The following is an 18,565-nucleotide window of genomic DNA, read 5'->3' as shown; positions in this document are numbered from 1 at the left end:
TCATATTCCACGCTTACATTGCCCGCATATCCTTGATGGAGAAGCGGGATGAGGGAAGGCGAACTCCAGCGTGGCATGGCCGGAAAGACGATCCTCGTGCTGAGCGTGCCGGCCGGCGCCGGCCATACCCGGGTGGCCGAAGCCATCCGCCGTTGCGCCATCGATGAATATGGTGGCGCCACGGTCGTCCACCTGGATGCGATGGCCTTCGCCACCCCGCGCCTGCGCAAGGTCTATACCGACGTCTACCTGGGCCTGATCAAGCGTGCACCAAGCCTGTGGCGCCACGTCTACCAATGGACCGACCGGCTGCGGCCGGATGGCTGGCTCAACCGTCTGCGGCGCCGGATCGAAGCGCACGACAGCCGGCCCCTGCTGGCGGAAATCGCTGCGCTGGCGCCGGACATCATCATCTGCACTCACTTCCAGCCGGCCGAGCTGCTGTCGCGGCGCATCGCGTCCGGCCTGCTTCGCTGCCCGGTCTGGGTCCAGGTGACCGACTTCGACCTGCACCGCATGTGGGTGCATCCGCATATCGCCGGCTACTTCACCGGCAACGACGAGGTGGCCTTCCGCATGCGCGAGGTGGGCATCCCGGCGCAGGCGATCCACGTCGCCGGCATCCCGACCATGCCCGCCTTTTCACGCCACCACGAGCGCGCCGAATGCGCACGTGACATCGGTCTCGACCCGGGCCGCACGACCTTGCTCCTGATGGGTGGCGGCGCCGGACTGGGCGGCCTGAGCCGGGTGGCGCAGCGCTTGCTGGCGATTCCCGGCGACTTCCAGCTGATCGTCCTGGCCGGCAGGAACGCTGCCGAACTGGCCGCGCTGCGCACGCTGGCCGCGCAGTTTCCCTGCCGCCTCGCGCCCCAGGGTTATACCGACCAGGTCGAGCGCCTGATGGCCTGCGCCGACCTCGTGATCACCAAGCCCGGCGGCGCGACCACGGCCGAATGCCTGGCCATGGGCTTGCCGATGATCGTCAACGCGCCGATTCCTGGGCAGGAAGAGCACAACGCCAATTTTGTCCTGGAGCAGGGCGCCGCGCTCGCGGCATCCGACCTGCCGGGCCTGGAATACCGCGTCCGCCACCTGCTGGCGCATCCCGCGAAGCTGGAAGAAATGGCCGGCCGCGCGCGGCTGCTCGGACGTCCGCATGCCGCGCGCCAGGTGCTGGAAACCGTCCTGGTGGCCGAAAGGGCCTATGCTTGAGTTGTCGGAGGCGGGCCGCTTCGTGTCGATGGTGGCCGCGGTACTGGTGCTGGCCTACCTGTTCGCCCGGGTAGAGGTGGAAATCGAAGGGGAGGCCGGATGGGCGGCGAACCTGCCGACCTGGCGCATCGAGGAGCATCCCCTGCTCGACCTCTTCATGGGCGGCCGCGCCCTGACCGGCTACCACCTGTGGATGTTCGCCTTCATCGGCCTGGTCTTCCACTTCCCGCTGTTCTTCATCGGCCGCTGGTCGCCGGAACTCGAGGCGCGGGTGCTGGCTTCGATCATGCTGTTCTGGATCGTCGAGGACTACCTCTGGTTCATCGTCAATCCGGCCTTCGGCTGGCGCCGTTTCAAGCAGGAGCACGTCCCCTGGCACAAGCACTGGGCCTTCGGCGCCCCGGTCGATTACTGGGTGTTCGGCGCCATCAGCATGCTGCTGCTCTGGTACGGGGGCTGAACCAGCACGCCCAGGTCGAGCGCGTGGCGGATGCGGCAGCACAGCTCCGTCGAGGTGCGGGAAATCAGCTCCTGCGGGATGGCGTACTTGCTGGTGAGCCGGTCATGGTCTTCGAAGCCATAGGAAACCATGAAGGGATGCATGCCGGTATTGATTGCTGCGGTGAAATCCTTGTGCTCGTCGCCGCAGACATAGGCGCGCGCCGGGTTGATGCCGAAGCGCTCGCGCATCGCGCGGAACTGGGCGGTCTTCTTTTCCTTGAGCGGGATGTGGACCAGGAAGTCCAGTTCGTCGATGTCGATGTCGTGGCGGCGGAACAGCCGGCGCAGCGTCTCGAGCGGTTCGATGGTCACGTTGCGCGTCACGATGCCGACCGTGATGTCGGGCGCGGCGATGAGTTCGCGGAGCAGGTCGGCGATGCCCTCGTACAGGCTGGCCTCTTCGCGGTAGATGCCGGTCAGGGTGTCGACCAGCCTGGCGCGGCTGTTACTGCGCAGGTTTTTCCGGATGATGGAGGGGAATTCCTTCAGGCCGCCCACGTACTTGAGGAGGTGGTGCCGTTTCTGGAAGTTGGTTTCCGCCCCCAGCGCCATGCCGTGGCGGGCAAAGGCCGCTTCGATGGCGGAGAACGCGTCGATGGTGGTGCCGTCCGCGTCGAGGATCAACAGCCGTTTGTCGCTTGTGTACATGGGACACCATTTCGAAAGGCCTTGTAGGTATCATCCGGCGCTGTCATGACGGGCGTATGACAGAAAGGCCCATGATGCTCCCCAGTCGGATTGTCCGGTGGTAAGCTAGTCATGTTGTCACTTCACTCTGAAGGAAAGTCATGAAACCCTTGTTCTCCTCCGAAGAAGAAGCGAATGCAGCCGCCCAGCAGCCTGTGGCGCCCGCGCCCCTTGCTCCTTTGCTCAATCCGGCGCCGACGCTGGACCGGCTGCCTGCATCGCTGTCGGAGGTGAGCCCGGCGCCTGCGGCGCCCGTGGTGCCCGCCGCCCCCGTGGTGCGCGTCGATGTCTCCGGCATCGATGACAAGGCCATCGAGGCCCTGGGCGGCAACACCGGCGCGGGCGTGGCCAAGGTGTCGGCCAAGCTGCTCGGCACCGTGCGCGCATCGGATGCGGACGTCTTCGGCACCCAGCTCAATGAGCTGATCGCGACCTCCAAGGGCCTGGACCCGGCCAAGCTGCGTTCCGGCGGCCTGCTGTCGCGCGTTACGAACATGTTCGGCTCGGTGAAGGAAAAGATGCTGTCGCAGTACCAGGTGGTCGAATCGCGCATGGACACACTGATCGCGGAGATGACGCGCCATGCGAATGTGCATCGGGGCCGCATCAAGGACTTCGACGACATGTACCTGGGCCTGGAGCAGTATTACCAGGGGCTCGACGCCGACGTGAAGAAGGGCGAGGCATGGGCCGAGCAGCTCCGCCTGGCGGTCGCCCAGCAAAGCGCCGCCACGAATGCCTTCGAGGCCCAGCAGGCGACCGAACTCAAGCGCCGTCTCGAGCGCCTGGAAAAGCGCATCGACGACCTGCGCCGCGCCATGCTGATGGCCACCCAGATGGTGCCGCAGATCCGCCTGTCGCAGGACAACGCCCGCGCGCTGACGGACACGTTTACCGACATCGTCAACGTGTCGATCCCGGCCTGGCGCAATGTGTTCTCGCTCTACCTGCTGCAGCTGGAAGCCAAGCAGAGCGCCGCGGTCGCCAACGCGGCCTACGACGCCACCGACGCGGCCTTCCGCGCCCAGGCCGACATGCTGCTGGAAAATACCGAGACCGTGGCGCGCGCCAAGCAGCGCTCGCTGGTCAGCCTGGAAACCGCCCAGCACGTCCAGAACCAGCTGGTGAGCGCCTTCGACAAGCTCGAGCAGATCTCGAACGAAGGCCAGCAGCGCCGCAAGGACGAGCTGCCCAAGCTGCAGGAACTCGAGCGCGAACTGATCGCGCGCTTCTCGCCGGCGGCGGGCTGAGCCAGGCACCTTATCAACCGTTTCGATCATAGAAGGGAAGTCCATGTCGACGACACTCCAAACCGGCCACCGCATCAACCTGGAGAAGACCGCGCCGGGTTTGAAACGCGTGCGTATCGGCCTCGGATGGAAAGTCAACGCGGCCGCGGGCCATGCTTTCGACCTCGACTCGTCGGTATTCCTGTGCAGGAAGGATGCGAGCGACCATCCGGTCATGATCAGCAATGCCCACTTCGTCTACTACAACCACAACACCTCGCCCGACGGCGCGGTCGTGCACTCGGGCGACAACCGCACGGGCGACAAGGATGGCGACGACGAAGTCATCACCGTCGACCTGTCCAGGGTCGACGCCGAGGTCATGGAAATGCCGATCGTCGTGACCATCCACGAGGCCGAGGCGCGCAGGCAGACCTTCGGCAGCGTCACCGACGCCTACGTGAAGGTGTACAACGACGAGACCGGCGAAGTGCTGGCCGAATACGACCTCGACGAGGATTATTCGGACAAGACCGCGCTGCAGTTCGGTTCGCTGTACCGCAAGGATGGCGAATGGCGCTTCCAGGCCGTCGGCGCCGGCTTCAAGCTGAGCCTGGCGACCTTCATCCGCAAGCTCGGCGGCACCGTCGGATAAGACGGACCTGCTCCATGCGGTCATGCCGGCCACGATGACAGACCCTACGCCCAAGGCATTCGATTTCGGTGAGACGGAGCGGGCGCCGGCCGCGCCTTCCAACGCGTCCGGCACACCCAGGGCGTTTTCGTTCGACGACGAGCAGACCGCGCCGCACCCGCCGTCCAGGCCGGCGGTAGCGGTCCTGTTCGACAGCGACGACCATCCGGCCGTGCGCGACGCCATGTCACTGGCCCGGTCCGGGCACCCGGCGCTGTTCGCCACGGCGGAACAGCGCCTGGCCGCGCTGTTCCGCCGCATCCTGCCGGTTCAGGTCTCGCTCGCAGCGCAGTGGGGCGATGAGCCGCTCAGGGAGCAGGTCGCACAGCTCCAGCCCGTTGCCGAGCTGGTGCGGGCCTTCGCGCAAATGGCTGTGCCTGCGCAGCTGGAAGCGGCGCTTGAACAAGCCAGGCCCGCAAGCGGCATCATCGGCAAGCTGCTGCGCCGCACGGCCACGCTCGATGAGCACCAAAGGAGCCTGGCGACAAGCCATGTGCGCCTTTTGCAATTCGTTGCCGACAGCCAGGCCGCCGCACGGACGCTGGAAGCGTCGGCGCGAGAGCTGGCCTTGCACGGCGCCGTGCTGGGTGTGGTGGCGCAGCTGGCCGGCGGTGCGGACGAACTGCTGCGCGACGTGATCGGCCAGCGGCGCAGCTTGATCCAGCAAGCATTGCGCCAGGCGGAGCTGTCGATCCTGCAGCTGCGCCAGGTGGAACGGCAGGCGGCGGAGCTGGCGGGACAGGTGGCCTCCTTCCTGCACGTGACCCTGCCGGCCCTTGAACTGGCGCGGCGGGAGGCCGGCCGCTAGCGCTTTTTCGCTTGCACGTTCTCTTTGGTGCAATTTCGGCAATATTATTTGTGCGAAGCTATAATCAAGTAAATGCCGTTAACAATCACCAAAAAGGGACTTCATGCGCCTAAGATCTCTGCAATTCGCATTGCGCTTCATTGTCCCCCTTGCGATCGTCCTCGCGCTGATCGGATATTTCGCCTTGCCATGGATGGAGCGCCTCACCGAACGCTGGTTCGTGCGCGACCTGGAAGCGCGTTCCCGCCTGGTGGCGAGTACGCTGGAGCAGCCCTTGCTCAATTACCTGGAAGCGGGCGCGGGCCAGCGCATCGACGCGATGTTCGATCGGGCGATCCAGGATGAGCGCCTGTTCGCGCTCGGTTTCTGCGATCCCGATGGCCGCCTGTCGCATCGTACCGCCACCTACCCCGACCGGATCGGCTGCTGGAACAAGGGCGATCCCTTGGCGGATGAAAAATCCGTGCTGCATCTCCCCCAGGGGGTGGTGCATGTCTCGGCCAGGGAAGTGACCCAGGACGGCCGTCCGGCCGGCCGCCTGGTCGTGTTGCAGGACATGCGATTCATCGCTTTGCGCGGCTCGGATGCGCGGACGTATTTCATCGGTCTGTTCGTCCTGGTAACGGGCGTGGTGTCCCTCCTGACCGTCCTGATCGCACAGCTGAGCTGGCACGGCTGGCTGACAGGCGTGAAGGACATGCTGCACGGTGAACTGTTGCGGCGCACGACGCGCCGAGCGCCGCCGGAACTGGCGCCGCTGGCCAGCGATCTGCGCTCCCTGCTGAACGAATACCAGCGTGAGCTGCAGGTCGGCGGCCTGGAGACCGCAAGCTGGGATGCGAACACGCTGAAGGTGCTGCTGAACAAGGAGCTGGCCGGCGACGAGATCCTGGTCGTCTCGAACCGGGAGCCGTATATCCACGTGGCGACGCCGGACGGCGTCGTGGTGCAGCGTCCCGCCAGCGGACTGGTCACCGCGGTGGAAGCCGTGATGCGCGCCTGTTCGGGAACCTGGATCGCACATGGCGCCGGATCCGCCGACCGCGCCACGGTCGACGCCAACGACCACGTGCGCGTGCCGCCCGAGCAGCCGAGCTATACGCTGCGCCGCGTCTGGCTGTCGAAGGAGGAAGAGCAGGGGTATTACTATGGATTCGCCAATGAAGGGTTGTGGCCGCTGTGCCATATCGCCCACGTGCGTCCGGTATTCCGCTCGTCCGACTGGGATGAGTATGTCAAGGTCAACCAGCGCTTCGCCGATGCGGTGATCAGCGAAGCGCGCTCCGAGAATCCCGTGGTGCTGGTGCAGGATTATCACTTTGCCCTGTTGCCCCGCATGGTGCGTGCGGTGCTGCCGAAGGCGACCATCATCACCTTCTGGCACATTCCCTGGCCGAACCCGGAATCGTTCGGCATTTGCCCATGGCGCGAAGAGATCCTCGACGGCATGCTGGGCAGCACGATCCTCGGCTTCCATACTCCTTTCCACCGGAAAAATTTCCTGGACACGGTCGACCGCTATCTCGAATCACGCATCGAAGACGAAGCATCGACGATCAGCTACGGCAACCAGCTGACCCAGGTGCAACCGTATCCGATCTCGATCGCCTGGCCGGACCCGCGCAGCGACGATCCGGATGTCGCGGCATGCCGCGCCGACGCCCGCCGTGCGCTGGCGCTGCCGGACGACCGCCTGCTGGGAATCGGGGTCGACCGGCTCGACTATACGAAGGGTATCGTGGAGCGGTTCCAGGCGGTCGAGCGCATGCTCGAGCTGCATCCGGAGATGGTCGGCAGGTTCACCTTTGTGCAGATCGCGGCGCCGACCCGTTCCTCGCTCGACGAGTACCAGAACTTCGAGGCGCGCGTGCGGGCGCTGGCGCGGCGGATCAACGACCGTTTCTCGAGCGAGGGCTACGCACCCATCATCCTGAAGGCCGAGCACCACGAGCAGGCGGCGCTGCGTACGTACTACCGCGCCGCCGAGGTATGCAGCGTGACCAGCTTGCACGATGGCATGAATCTGGTGGCCAAGGAATTCATTGCAGCCCGCGACGACGAGCAGGGAGTGTTGATCCTTAGCCAGTTCACCGGCGCCGCCCGCGAGCTGAGCGAGGCCTTGCTCGTCAATCCCTACCATATCGAAGAAGGCGCGGAAGCGCTGTATCGCGCGCTGACCATGCCGGCCGAGGAACAGCGCGAGCGCATGCGCAGCATGCGCCGCCGGGTCCGCGACTTCAACGTCTACCGCTGGGCCGGGCGCATGCTGCAGGATGCCGCCCGCCTGCGCCAGCGCGAGCGCGTGCAATCGCGGATCGTCTCGCTCAGCCAGGGTCGCGCGCACGAGGGGCGGACATGAGTGCCGGCCATCATGACGCCCTGGATCTGCTCGGCGGCGCCGATTGCGCGCTGTTCCTCGACTTCGACGGTACGCTGGTCGACATCGCTGCGCTGCCGAGCCAGGTAGTCGTGACGCCGGAGCTGCTTGCGACGCTGGCCGCCTTGCAGCTGCGGCTTGGCGGCCGGCTGGCGGTCGTGTCCGGGCGGCCGATCGCCGAGCTTGACACCTTGCTGGCGCCCCTGGTGCTGCCCGCCGCCGGCGTCCACGGCATGGAGCGGCGCGGCGCGGACGGGGTCGTGCGGCGCCTGCCGCAGCCGGATTTCTCCCGCGTGCGCGCCGAGGCGCAGGCGCTGGCCACCCGGCATCCCGGCCTGTGGGTCGAGGAGAAGCATGGCGCACTGGCCCTGCACTGCCGCCAGGCGCCCGCGCTGTATCCCCTGTGCAGCGCGGCGATGGGAGCGGCGATCGCCGATCGCCCGGACCTGGCCCTCATGGCCGGCAAGATGATCGTCGAAGTCAAGGCAACCGGCACCGGCAAGGGAACGGCGATCCGGGATTTCCTTTCCGAAGCACCGTTCCGCGGGCACCGGCCGCTGTTCATCGGCGACGATACGACAGACGAGGCCGGTTTCGAATACGTACAGCGAATCGATGGAATCGGCCTCAAGGTGGGACCGGGGCCAAGCATGGCCAGATGCCGCATCGCGTCGGCGGCTGAACTGCGCGCGGTATTGGCGCGGTCAGCCGCGACGCCAACCTCAGACAAGGACATGACATGATGGATGCTCAGCAGACGCCGCGCGCCGTAGCGCCGGACCAGACACCGGGAACGCTCGATTGCGGCGTCATCGGCAATTGCTCTTTCAGCGCCATGATCGACCGCATGGGCAGGATGGTGTGGTGCTGCCTGCCGCGCTTCGACGGCGACCCGGTGTTCAACGCCTTGCTTGACCCGGGGCCCGACGGCAGCCTGTGGAGCATCGATATCGAGGATTTCGCGCGCAGCGAACAGGCATACGAAGCAAATACGGCGGTGCTGCGCACACGCCTGTATGACAGTGCCGGCAACGGCATCGAGATCACCGATTTCGCTCCGCGCTTCATGAGCCGCGACCGGATGTTCCGTCCCTTGATGCTGGCGCGCCGCGTGCGCCCGCTCGGCAGCGGGGTCAGGGTCCGGGTGCGGTTGCGCCCCCGCTTCGAGTGGGGCGCGAGGCTGCCCGAGATCACCCAGGGCAGCCATCACATCCGCTATGTCGGGCCGACCCAGACCCTGCGTCTGAACACCGACGCCTCGCTCAGCTACGTGCTGGCCGAATCGTTCTTCCTGCTCGATCGTCCGATGAACTTCCTGCTGGGTCCGGACGAGACGCTCGCCGACGGCATCGAAGAGATCGCTCACCGCTTCGAAAAAGAGACCATCAGCTACTGGCGCACCTGGTCGCGGCGTCTGGCTTTGCCGCTGGAATGGCAGGATGTCGTGATCCGGGCGGCGATCACGCTGAAACTGTCGCTGTACGAAGACACCGGCGCGATCATCGCCGCCATGACCACGAGCATACCGGAGGCGCCAGGCAGCGAACGCAACTGGGACTACCGCTACTGCTGGTTGCGCGATGCCTTCTTCGTGATCCGCGCGCTCAACAGCCTGTCCGAGGTCGGCACCATGGAAGACTACCTGCGCTGGCTGGGCAACGTCGTGGCCCGCGCCAAGGGTGGCCATATCCAGCCCTTGTACGGCATCGGGCTGGAAGAGCATCTGCCCGAATCGATCGTCGATCATCTGCCCGGTTACCGCAACACCCGTCCGGTACGTGTCGGAAACCAGGCACAAGAGCACTTCCAGCATGATGTGTATGGAAACATCGTGCTCGGCGCCGCGCAGGCATTCTTTGACCACCGGCTGTTCCGGCGCGCCGGGCATGCCGAGTTCCGCCAGCTGGAGGCGGTCGGCGAGCAGGCGTTCCGCCTGCATGCCGAACCGGATGCCGGCATGTGGGAATTGCGCACGCGGGCACGGGTGCATACCTCGTCGGTGCTGATGAATTGGGCTGCCTGCGATCGCCTGGCGAAGATCGCCGTCGAGCTGGATCTGCCGGAGCGCGCCGCGCTGTGGGCGGACCGCGCGGAACACATCCGCAAGCGCCTGCTGGCCGAGGCCTGGAGCGAGGAGCGCCAGGCCTTTGCCGAAAGCCTGGGCGGCCGCGACCTGGATGCGAGTGTCCTTCTCATGGCCGAGATCAATTTTATCGATCCCAAGGATGCGCGCTTCGTCGCCACGGTCGATGCGCTCGAACGCTCGCTGTGCGACGGCCCCTACATGCGCCGCTACGAGGCGCCCGACGACTTCGGCAAGCCTGAGACCGCCTTCAATATCTGCACGTTCTGGCGCATCGACGCCCTGGCGCGTATCGGCCGGATCGACGAAGCGCGGGCCGTGTTCGACGCCATGCTGGCGGCGCGCAATCACCTCGGCCTGCTGTCCGAGGATACCCATCCGGTTACCGGGGAAATGTGGGGGAACTTCCCGCAGACTTACTCGATGGTTGGCTTGATCAATTGCGCAATGCGTTTGTCGGCGCCGTGGAACAGCGTGGTGTGACTGCCGGAGCGGACAGTAGGCGGCAGCCTCAGCTCTTGCGGACGAACGCCGACTTCAGGCTCATCGCGCCGAAGCCCTCGATCTTGCAATCGATGTCGTGGTCGCCATCGACCAGGCGGATATTCTTCACCTTGGTGCCCTGTTTCACCACGCCGCCGCCGCCCTTGAGCTTGAGGTCCTTGATGACGGTGACGGCGTCGCCGTCCTGCAGCACGGTGCCGGCTGCGTCACGCCACACACGCGCCGTTTCCTCGGCCATCGCCTCGGCCTTGACCGGCCATTCGTGGGCGCATTCGGGGCAGGCGTAGTTGCCGAGACCGTCTTCGTAGGTCAGTGTGGAGCGGCAGGCGGGGCAGGGCGGCAGGGCTTGCATGGACATATCCGGTCGAACGGTAAAAGGGAAGCGCGGGTGCGCAAACGTCCATTGTACGCGCTGAGGGCCGCGCTTTCCCGACAGGCGGCCGCAGCGGGCACCGGAGATGCGGCCCTGCGTCCGGTGCTGTTAAAATTTGCGGCAGCCTGTCGATGCCATTTGCTGGAGTACAGAAATCCTACGTCTATTCGTCACGGCGGCGATCCGCCGGCCAAAACTCGCCGCGGTCGTCGCGCTGCTGCTGCTGGCAGTACTGGCCGGCACGATGACTTACACGGCTTACCTCGTCATCGGGGTCCTGGCTGACTATCTCGGCACCGGACGGTTCCTGGCGGGACTGCTTCTGGGCGCCGTTCTTGCGCGGTTTCCCTGGATCCGCGAGGGCAAGCTGCGCATCGTCGGCCTGTTGCCCAAATCGTTGCGCCGGCCGCTCATCGTGGGCCTGCTCGCGCTCTGCTGCCTGCACTTTTTGTCGCGGGCCGACTATGTGGCCGCGGCGTTTACCGGTTTTTCGACCGCCTTCGTTCTCACCATGCCCTGGTTGCGGCGCACTGTGTTCGATCGGGTCTCGTCATCCGTGTTCTCGTTCGCCGGCCGACAAGCGCGCAAGCGCAGCGACGACATGGTGATCGAGGGTGAATTCAGGGAGAAGAAAGACTGAAACGAAAACGCCAACCTGCGTGGGTTGGCGCTTGCCTGGCACGGCCCGGAGGCGGGCGCTGACGTTGACGCAATGACGGGATTCAGCGGCCAAACAGTTTGAACAGCGTGAACTGGTCCGGTTCTCCGGTGGCCGGCAACTGGTTACCAGCCTGGAAGCGGCTGACGGCGCGCGCCATCTCCCCAGTGAAGGCAGGTTGGGCCGGCAGCGTCCCTTTGTAGTAGCCCTTGTGCTTCAGGGCCTCTCCCATGCGCTTGATGACATCGCCGTACATGACGAAGGGCTTGTTGTTGTGAGTGAAGCGCACCGGCTGCGAGGCCGCGGTCAATCGCATCGGCTTGAGCGCCGCCGTCAAGTTGAAAACGGCTTGCGCAAAGCTCGTGCGCGGGTTCTTCTGGCAGTATTCGATGACGAAATTGGTCAGCGTGTTCAGGTCTTGCCAGGTCGCGAGGTCGAAGGTGTCCGGCGTGGCCTGGTTGACGGCCGTGAGATAACCGTACAGCCAGCCCCCATACATCATCGCGTTGGGCGTGCCGCCCTTGTATTCGCGTACGGCGGTGGCGCAGTCACTGGCGCCGATACCCTTGACGCCGAATTCGCCGTGCGCCGAGGTGGCTTGCGCCAATACGGGCGCGCACAGGCTTGCTGCAACGAGGAGGTGTACCACCGGTTTCTTCAGGCGCGCTAGCATGGGCAGGTCCCTAGAGAATGGATGCGTCATTGTAGATGGCGAACGTTGTAATTGAAACATCTAAACCGTGAAGATGCGCCCGGCGGCGCCAGGGTGCCGGGCGCGTTTCCTGGCGCTGTCTCAGGCAGCGCGGCGGCGCGAGCGCACCAGCAGCAGCAAGCCCGGCGCCAGCAGCAGGAGCGTGCCGGGTACCGGCACCCCGCTTGGATCATCCACCAGAATCGGCGACATGAACAGGGTGTCAGGCGAGCCGCTGAAATCCAGGAAGGTCGGGAACGCACGCAAGGGATCGTAGTCCGGGGCGCCGGTGTCGAGGAGCAGTCCGAGGATCTTGAAACTCTTCGGCGCCAGCCCCCTGGCCGTGAAGTCGATCGTGGTGCCGGCGGCGATGGCGATGCGGGTGCCATCCTCCAGTACGATCGTCAGGTCGCCGAAACCGGTGTCGATGCCGACCGCGGTAAAGGTGCCATCGCCTGCCAACCGATACTCGAAGCCTTCCGCGAATGGCGGGTCGTACCAGCGGCGGGCAACTGGCGCAGGAAATTCATACACGCCGGTGCCTACGTCGACGATCGGCAGCAGTGGATTGTCCGGCGACATGCCCGGTTCTGTGCTGCCGACGCCGCCGAAGGCAAAGATGAAGGTCGGGGCGTCGTCATTGGCGCCGCCGCCGCCGCCCATCGACTGGCCAAGCGAATAGACGTCCGCATTGATTGTTGCCAGGGCCGACAGGGCGCCGGCCTTGGTGGCTGCGGCGCCATAGAAAATGTTGAAGGTGCGGCTTTCGCCGGCGCCCAGGCTGCCGAAGGCGAAGTCGAAGACCGAACCATGGTCGGTCGGGCCACTATCGATGAAATCGGTGTTCACGGTCGCGCCGATGATCGCGCCTGCGCCCACGAGCGGATTGCTGGAGGCGAAGCCGTTATCGCTGGCATACCGGATTGCGCCGCCATTGCTCTCGAGGTTCGCCACCACGCCTTTGTGGGTGACATATTCGGAGAACTCGGTATTCGGCACGTCCCAGTCCATGGCGCGGCGGTAGACCACGTCCGAGAGCATCGTGCTGCCCGTATTGGTAATAGTAATGTTCCCTTGGAACAAGTTTGGAGCGATCGACACGCCGTATGCGTGCGTGATCACGACCGGGGCGTCGCTCAGGCCGATCTGCGATGTGGCACGTGTCGTCGTCGAACTGAACGTACCACCGGTCAAGCCGCCGGAGCCCGCCGCTTCATTGGCAAAACCCGACACCCGGTTGCCGTCGCTGCGCGTGACTGCCACGCCCCAGCCTTCGCACAGGCAGCCCGGCGCAGTCGAATCGCGCAAGGTGCCGTCCGCGAAACGGTAGGCCAGGCCCATTGCACTGGCGTTGCCTGGAATCTCTCCACCCCTGAAATTCAGGTGGCCGGCATCGTTGATGCCGAGCGCGACCGTGGCCAGGCTCGGGTTGGTGTTGTTATAGATGACCACGCCGGCCTTGGCCGGTAAGACAACAGCGCTCAGGGCGAGCACTGCGCAAGCGGCCCCTGCCCGCCATCCCGGACGCGGCCGAGCTTTCCCATTTGTGTCCATATTCGAGTCCCCCTCAAATGTTGACTTACTATCGGTTTTGCTGCGCGTGAAACCGAGAGCAATGATCGTGCCAGAAGAGGGGTTGGTATTTACAGGCCTGATTTCATTGCGAAAACTGCTGAGCTCGAAATGAAGGTGCTAGTGCCGTGTAAATATGCTCGACACCAGGCAGGAGCAACGGCGGCGGGTCCTGGAAACGACGACACCCACGTGCATGAGTGGGCGTCGGGTGAAGGAGGCTCTTGGTGCCCCGGGGCGAATCGAACCACCGAATACAAGGACTGTCGATCCTTTGCTGCGGCTGACGGTGCGAAAAGTAGCGCCAGACTTCGTCAGGAGGCGCGCTGCGCTGTCCCGGCCAACGTCAGCAGGCTCACTTTTTCTCAGGGTCGTGGCCCCAGTTCATCAGCGAATAGCGCCAATCGCTCGATGCCGGATCGCTCTTGGTCGGCCCCTGCGCCAGGTGCCGGTGGATGTATCCGACCACTTTGCGCATGTGCGCGATGTCGTCTGCACGCAAGTCCTGAACGTGCCGGTGCAATAGTTCGACAATGCGGCGTCCGGACTGGTGCCCGGTCGATTCGGCATTGCCGTGCTTCTGGCCGACACGCCTGGAATCGTCGGTATCGAGCCATTTCTCCAGTTGGGCCGGCGTCATGTTCACCGCCTGCTTGAACTCCGCGATCGTCTCGCGCCTCGCTGCGCTCTCGTCATCGGCGCCTGCTTGTCTTGACATGCTTACTCCATTTACTGGGATGGACAAAGGCAGCACAAAATGTTTCATTGGCTACCGCAAGCGTGGTTTCCGACACATGTCTGGTGTCCGATAGACCAAACCAGTTTTTAAAGTAGCATGAAGCCCGTTTTTTCTGGCGCACCACTTCCTGAATCAACAGTTAAAGAAGTTTACTGCGCAGTGCCTGGCCATAAAAAAGGCGCTGTCACCGTTCAGTGTGGGCTCGCCGTGCTGAATACACCAAGCGCCACACATAGCAGCCGCTCGGCTGTCTTGATGCGCCGCCCATCAAGCGCCCACTGCCAGCCAAGATAGTTCGGCAGATATCGTGACGCCACGCCATTGAACCGCGCCAGCCACTGACGGAAACGGCGGTGATAGGCGTTTACGTTCTGGACGTGTACGGCGCCACGCACTCTTTCTCCGCTGCTGACGTTCACCGCCTCGTGCGATATGCCGGCTTCCAGGGCAAATGTCCTGTAGGCCGGATGGGCGTCCGTAACCAGCAACACGTCGCGGTCGAGCACCGGCAGCAGGTGCCGGTGCAGCTGGGCCACGGTCACCTTGCCGCGCCCGGTCACGCAGTCAATTGTTGCGCCAGTCCGATCGCGTGCCACCAGGATGCAGACGTGCTCGCGGCTGATGCCGCGGCGTTTGGCGACGCCGCCCCGTTTGCGAGGCGCTCGCCTGAGCTTGCGCGATCCCTTCTGCGACTCGAGCAGGAACATTTCGTCGGCTTCGGATATCCCGGCCAGCGAATCGGCTCGATCGTGTTTCACCAGGTGGAGGAAGCGATGGCGCCAGCGAAAGCTGGTGTTGCGATGCACGCCGACCGCGTCGGCTGCCGCACGCACGGTGCGGCTGTCGAGCATGTTGCCCAGGTATTCCAGCCACTTGGCACGGTGGCGCAGCCTGGCCAGCGGGGTTCCGCTGAGCGCGTTGAAGGTGCGCCCGCAGCCGCAACAGCGGTAGCGCTGAATGCCGCGGTCGCTTCCGTGACGGTGGCTGTGCCGGTGGCCACAGGCTGGACAGCAAGGCGCCGGCCGCGCTCCGTCGATGGCTGCACAAACCCGGTCGAGTCCGATTGCCGGCCCCAGTAGCGCAAGCAATTGCTCGCGCTGGCGCCGGTCGAGATGCCTGACGCGCGCCAGCCACCTCCTGAAGCCCGCCGCCTGCATTGCCGCCTCCGCTATCGACCGAGATGGCAGTCAGACAGCGAGGCAGCTCGACAGTTCAACCTGGCCCAACAGCCAACGGTGACAGCGCCTAAAAAAACGGATTCACGTTGCACGTGAACCCGTTTCAATGCAAGCCGCCGACAGGCCAATGCCTTCTCAAGTCAAGTAACAGGCATGAACCCGCAGCTGGCGATTTTGTTTGCCTTACTTTCGCAATGCTGTATTCCTGGTGGCCCGGGGCGTAATCGAAGCACCGATACAGCGATGTTCAAGTTACGTGTCTGCGGCAAGGCACCGATGGCGACGGCCGCGATCAGGCCAGCAGCTTGAGCAGCGCTTTTGCAGCGTCTTCCGATGAAGCCGGATTCTGTCCGGTGATTAGCTTGCCATCGGTAAGCACATAAGACTGCCAGTCGGCGCCCTTCGTGTACTGACCGCCGTTTTCCTTGAGCATGTCTTCGACAAGGAAGGGCACCACTGCGGTCAAGCCGACCGCTTCTTCTTCGGAATTGGTGAAGCCGGTTACCCGCTTGCCCTTGACCAGCGGACTGCCGTCCACAGCTTTCACGTGGCGCAACACGCCGGGGGCATGGCACACGGCGGCGACCGGTTTGCCGGCCGCGGCCATCGCTTCGATCAGCGCGATCGATGCCTTGTCTTCCGCCAAGTCCCACAGCGGGCCATGCCCGCCGGGATAGAACACCGCATCGAAGTCGGCGGCGTTCATCTCGGCCAGCTTGCCGGTGGCGGCAAGCACGGCCTGCGCGGAGGCGTCGGCCTTGAAGCGGCGGGTGGCGTCCGTCTGCGCGTCCGGTTCGTCGCTCTTCGGGTCGAGCGGCGGCTGCCCGCCCAGCGGCGACACCACGGTGACGTCGGCACCGGCATCCTTCAGGATGTAATACGGCGCGGCGAACTCTTCCAGCCAGAAGCCGGTTTTCTTGCCTGTATCGCCGAGCTGATCATGCGAGGTCACTACCATCAATACTTTCATGTGCTTCTCCTGTTGGGTTGGTCAGTTGGGGGCGACGCGTACCACGAGCTTGCCGAAATTCTTCCCTTCGAGCAGGCCGCTGAACGCTTGCGGCGCATTCTCCAGGCCGTCGACAATGTCCTCACGGAACTTGATCTTGCCGTCCTGGAGCCATTCGCTCATCTGGGCAAAGAATTCGCCATAGCGCTGCCCGTAGTCGTCGAATATGATGAACCCCTGCATCTTGATACGCTTGGTCAGGATGGTGCGCGCGAGCAGGCCGAGCCGATCCGGGCCGGGCGGCAGGGCCGTGGCGTTGTAGTCGGCGATCAGGCCGCAGACGGGCACGCGCGCCTTGGTGTTCAGCAAGGGCAGCACGGCGTCGAACACGGCGCCACCGACATTCTCGAAGTACACGTCGATGCCTTCCGGGCAGGCCGCGGCCAGCTGCTGCGCGAAGTCCGGCGCGCGGTGGTCGATGCAGGCGTCGAACCCGAGCTCTTCGACCACATAGCGGCATTTGTCGGCGCCGCCGGCGATACCGACCGCGCGTGCGCCCTTGCGCTTGGCGATCTGTCCGACCAGCGATCCGACCGCGCCGCTGGCGGCGGCGACCACGACTGTTTCGCCCGCCTGGGGCTGGCCGATGTCGAGCAGGCCCATGTAGGCAGTAAACCCTGGCATGCCGAGCACGCCGAGCGCGCGCGAGGCCAGCTGAACGTCGTCGCCCAGCTTGTTGAGGCCGGCGCCGTCGGACAGCGCGTAGTCCTGCCAGCCGCTGTAGCTGAGCACCAGCTGGCCGGCCTGGAAATCGGGGTGGCGCGAGGCTTCCACGCGCGCCACCGTGCCACCGACCATGACGGCGCCGATGGCGACCGGAGCGGCATACGACTTGGCGTCGCTGATGCGTCCGCGCATATAGGGATCGAGGGACAGCATCAGCGTGCGCAGCAGTACCTGGCCCTCCTGCGGGACCGGCACCGGCCCTTCGGTCAGGCGGAAGGTATCGGCGTCGGGCGCGCCGCGCGGGCGTTGTTGCAGCACGATGCTGCGGTTGACGGTGGCGGTTTGCGGCATGGTGGTGGTCCCTCGTTCAAAGAGCGGTTTCAAGAATCGCGCGGCTGAGCGCAAGGTCGACATCGCCGTGCTCGCCCAGGCGGGTCATGCCATGCGCCTCGAGCCGGACGACGACATCGTCGACCGCCGCCATGCCCAGGCCATAGGCGGAAAGACGCGTCGGGATGCCGAGTCCCTCGAAAAAGTCGCGCGTGGCCGCGATCGCGGCGTCGATGCGCTGCGCCTCGCTGCCTGTGGAAATGCCCCACACGCGTTCTCCATATTGAAGCAGCTTGGCGCGCTTCTTGTCGCGCTGTATATCGAGCAGGGCGGGCAGCACGATCGCCAGCGTGCGTGCATGGTCGATGCCGTACAGGGCCGTCAACTCATGGCCGATCATGTGGGTGGCCCAGTCCTGCGGCACGCCCGCTCCGATCAGTCCGTTGAGGGCGAGCGAGGCGGTCCACATCAGGTTGCTGCGGGTATCGTAGTCTTCGGGTGCGGCGATCGCCTGCGGCGCGATTTCGACCAGGGTCTGCAGCAGGCCTTCGGCAAACCGGTCCTGGGCCAGCGCCTGCACCGGATAGGTCAGGTACTGTTCGGTGATGTGGACGAAGGCGTCCGCCAGGCCGTTGGCGACTTGCGTTTCCGGCAAGGTATAGGTCTTGGTCGGATCGAGCACCGAGAATTGCGGAAACACGTGAACACTGCGGAACGGCAACTTCGTTAGGGTCGCCTTGCGCGTGACGACCGAGCCGTTGTTCATTTCGGAGCCGGTCGCCGGCAGTGTCAGGACGGTGCCGAAGGGCAGGGCGCCGGTGACGCTGGCGCCGCCGGTTTCCATGATGGTCCACGGATCGTCCTCGTGATGGGCTGCGGCAGCCACGAACTTGGTGCCGTCGATCACCGAGCCGCCGCCGACGGCGAGCAGGAAGTCGAGGCGCTCGCTGCGTACCTGCTCGACCGCACGCATCAGGGTTTCGTAGCTGGGATTCGGTTCGATACCGCCGAATTCCTGCACGAAGCGCGTCCCCAGCGCCTTGCGTACTTCGGCCAGGGTGCCGGTCTTTTCAGCGCTGGCGCCGCCGAACAGGACCAGTACACGGGCGTTCTGCGGCACCAGCTGCGCCAGCGCGGCGACCGTACCTGCGCCGAACACGATCCGGGTTGGATTGTGGAATTCAAAATTCATCATGTTCTTCTCCAATATTAGACTGGTCGTCTAGAAAAGGTGTGTAAAACGGCAGGCCG

Annotated in this window: 18 protein-coding genes; 9 read left to right on the top strand and 9 right to left on the bottom strand. The window is 64.8% G+C overall.

Annotation, left to right across the window (positions count from 1 at the left end; genetic code table 11):
* Positions 1-48: 48 nt before the first annotated feature.
* On the top strand, positions 49-1,215 hold the full coding sequence (locus tag ACQ7JA_RS22490) for an MGDG synthase family glycosyltransferase (protein ID WP_430901910.1): 1,167 nt from the start codon (positions 49-51) through the stop codon (positions 1,213-1,215).
* Complete coding sequence (locus ACQ7JA_RS22485; protein ID WP_430901908.1) at positions 1,208-1,675, top strand: hypothetical protein; 468 nt, start codon at positions 1,208-1,210, stop codon at positions 1,673-1,675. Before ACQ7JA_RS22490 ends, ACQ7JA_RS22485 begins: the two co-directional genes overlap by 8 nt.
* On the opposite strand, the gene ACQ7JA_RS22480 is transcribed toward ACQ7JA_RS22485, so the two are convergent.
* Positions 1,624-2,364 (bottom strand): HAD family hydrolase, encoded by a 741-nt coding sequence (locus ACQ7JA_RS22480; RefSeq protein WP_430901906.1) that lies wholly within the window; start codon positions 2,362-2,364, stop codon positions 1,624-1,626. The two genes, ACQ7JA_RS22485 and ACQ7JA_RS22480, sit on opposite strands and share 52 nt — an antisense overlap.
* A gap of 140 nt (positions 2,365-2,504) precedes the next feature.
* Here ACQ7JA_RS22480 and ACQ7JA_RS22475 point away from each other — a divergent pair, with 140 nt between their 5' ends.
* The 6 genes from ACQ7JA_RS22475 to ACQ7JA_RS22450 all read left to right on the top strand — a co-directional run bounded on the left by ACQ7JA_RS22475 (position 2,505) and on the right by ACQ7JA_RS22450 (position 10,077).
* A complete protein-coding gene (locus tag ACQ7JA_RS22475; RefSeq protein ID WP_430901904.1) occupies positions 2,505-3,653 on the top strand; it encodes a toxic anion resistance protein in 1,149 nt (382 codons plus the stop codon).
* Positions 3,654-3,696: 43 nt separating this feature from the next.
* Positions 3,697-4,287 (top strand): TerD family protein, encoded by a 591-nt coding sequence (locus ACQ7JA_RS22470; protein WP_430901902.1) that lies wholly within the window; start codon positions 3,697-3,699, stop codon positions 4,285-4,287.
* Between the two features lie 34 nt (positions 4,288-4,321).
* Positions 4,322-5,134, top strand: coding sequence for a hypothetical protein (locus ACQ7JA_RS22465; RefSeq protein ID WP_430901901.1), 813 nt, complete (start codon positions 4,322-4,324; stop codon positions 5,132-5,134).
* 103 nt (positions 5,135-5,237) lie between these two features.
* On the top strand, positions 5,238-7,493 hold the full coding sequence (locus tag ACQ7JA_RS22460; protein WP_430901900.1) for an alpha,alpha-trehalose-phosphate synthase (UDP-forming): 2,256 nt from the start codon (positions 5,238-5,240) through the stop codon (positions 7,491-7,493).
* Positions 7,490-8,254 (top strand): trehalose-phosphatase, encoded by a 765-nt coding sequence (gene otsB / locus ACQ7JA_RS22455; RefSeq protein WP_430901899.1) that lies wholly within the window; start codon positions 7,490-7,492, stop codon positions 8,252-8,254. Before ACQ7JA_RS22460 ends, otsB begins: the two co-directional genes overlap by 4 nt.
* Positions 8,251-10,077, top strand: a complete 1,827-nt coding sequence (locus ACQ7JA_RS22450) for a glycoside hydrolase family 15 protein (RefSeq protein WP_430901897.1) — start codon at positions 8,251-8,253, stop codon at positions 10,075-10,077. The genes otsB and ACQ7JA_RS22450 overlap by 4 nt, the downstream gene beginning before the upstream one ends.
* Before the next feature lie 28 nt (positions 10,078-10,105).
* On the opposite strand, the gene ACQ7JA_RS22445 is transcribed toward ACQ7JA_RS22450, so the two are convergent.
* Positions 10,106-10,450 (bottom strand): zinc ribbon domain-containing protein YjdM, encoded by a 345-nt coding sequence (locus ACQ7JA_RS22445; RefSeq protein WP_430901895.1) that lies wholly within the window; start codon positions 10,448-10,450, stop codon positions 10,106-10,108.
* 136 nt (positions 10,451-10,586) lie between these two features.
* On the opposite strand from ACQ7JA_RS22445, the gene ACQ7JA_RS22440 reads away from it, so the two are divergent.
* Entirely contained in the window at positions 10,587-11,111 is a 525-nt protein-coding gene (locus ACQ7JA_RS22440) for a hypothetical protein (protein WP_430901893.1), read from the top strand.
* A gap of 82 nt (positions 11,112-11,193) precedes the next feature.
* Here ACQ7JA_RS22440 and ACQ7JA_RS22435 read toward each other — a convergent pair whose 3' ends face one another.
* The 7 genes from ACQ7JA_RS22435 to ACQ7JA_RS22405 form a co-directional block, all read right to left on the bottom strand.
* Entirely contained in the window at positions 11,194-11,802 is a 609-nt protein-coding gene (locus ACQ7JA_RS22435; protein WP_430901891.1) for a peptidoglycan-binding domain-containing protein, read from the bottom strand.
* 120 nt (positions 11,803-11,922) lie between these two features.
* Positions 11,923-13,314: a hypothetical protein gene (locus ACQ7JA_RS22430; RefSeq protein ID WP_430901889.1), complete on the bottom strand. Its 1,392-nt coding sequence runs from the start codon at positions 13,312-13,314 to the stop codon at positions 11,923-11,925.
* A 433-nt stretch (positions 13,315-13,747) separates the two neighbouring features.
* Positions 13,748-14,110 (bottom strand): DUF3140 domain-containing protein, encoded by a 363-nt coding sequence (locus ACQ7JA_RS22425; RefSeq protein WP_430901887.1) that lies wholly within the window; start codon positions 14,108-14,110, stop codon positions 13,748-13,750.
* Positions 14,111-14,322: 212 nt separating this feature from the next.
* Complete coding sequence (locus tag ACQ7JA_RS22420; protein ID WP_430901885.1) at positions 14,323-15,288, bottom strand: IS1595 family transposase; 966 nt, start codon at positions 15,286-15,288, stop codon at positions 14,323-14,325.
* Positions 15,289-15,601: 313 nt separating this feature from the next.
* Positions 15,602-16,279, bottom strand: a complete 678-nt coding sequence (locus tag ACQ7JA_RS22415; protein ID WP_430901883.1) for a type 1 glutamine amidotransferase domain-containing protein — start codon at positions 16,277-16,279, stop codon at positions 15,602-15,604.
* 21 nt (positions 16,280-16,300) lie between these two features.
* On the bottom strand, positions 16,301-17,335 hold the full coding sequence (locus ACQ7JA_RS22410) for an NADP-dependent oxidoreductase (RefSeq protein ID WP_430901881.1): 1,035 nt from the start codon (positions 17,333-17,335) through the stop codon (positions 16,301-16,303).
* Positions 17,336-17,351: 16 nt separating this feature from the next.
* The gene (locus ACQ7JA_RS22405; RefSeq protein WP_430901879.1) at positions 17,352-18,509 is read right to left on the bottom strand and encodes an iron-containing alcohol dehydrogenase; all 1,158 of its coding nucleotides are present in this window, start codon (positions 18,507-18,509) and stop codon (positions 17,352-17,354) included.
* Positions 18,510-18,565: the final 56 nt, after the last annotated feature.

Origin of the sequence: Massilia sp. BKSP1R2A-1 (assembly GCF_050586525.1) — a bacterium.
Classification (GTDB): Bacteria; Pseudomonadota; Gammaproteobacteria; order Burkholderiales; family Burkholderiaceae_D; genus Telluria.
Note: the sequence above shows the minus strand (reverse complement) of the source record. Positions and strands in the feature narration are given on the sequence as shown.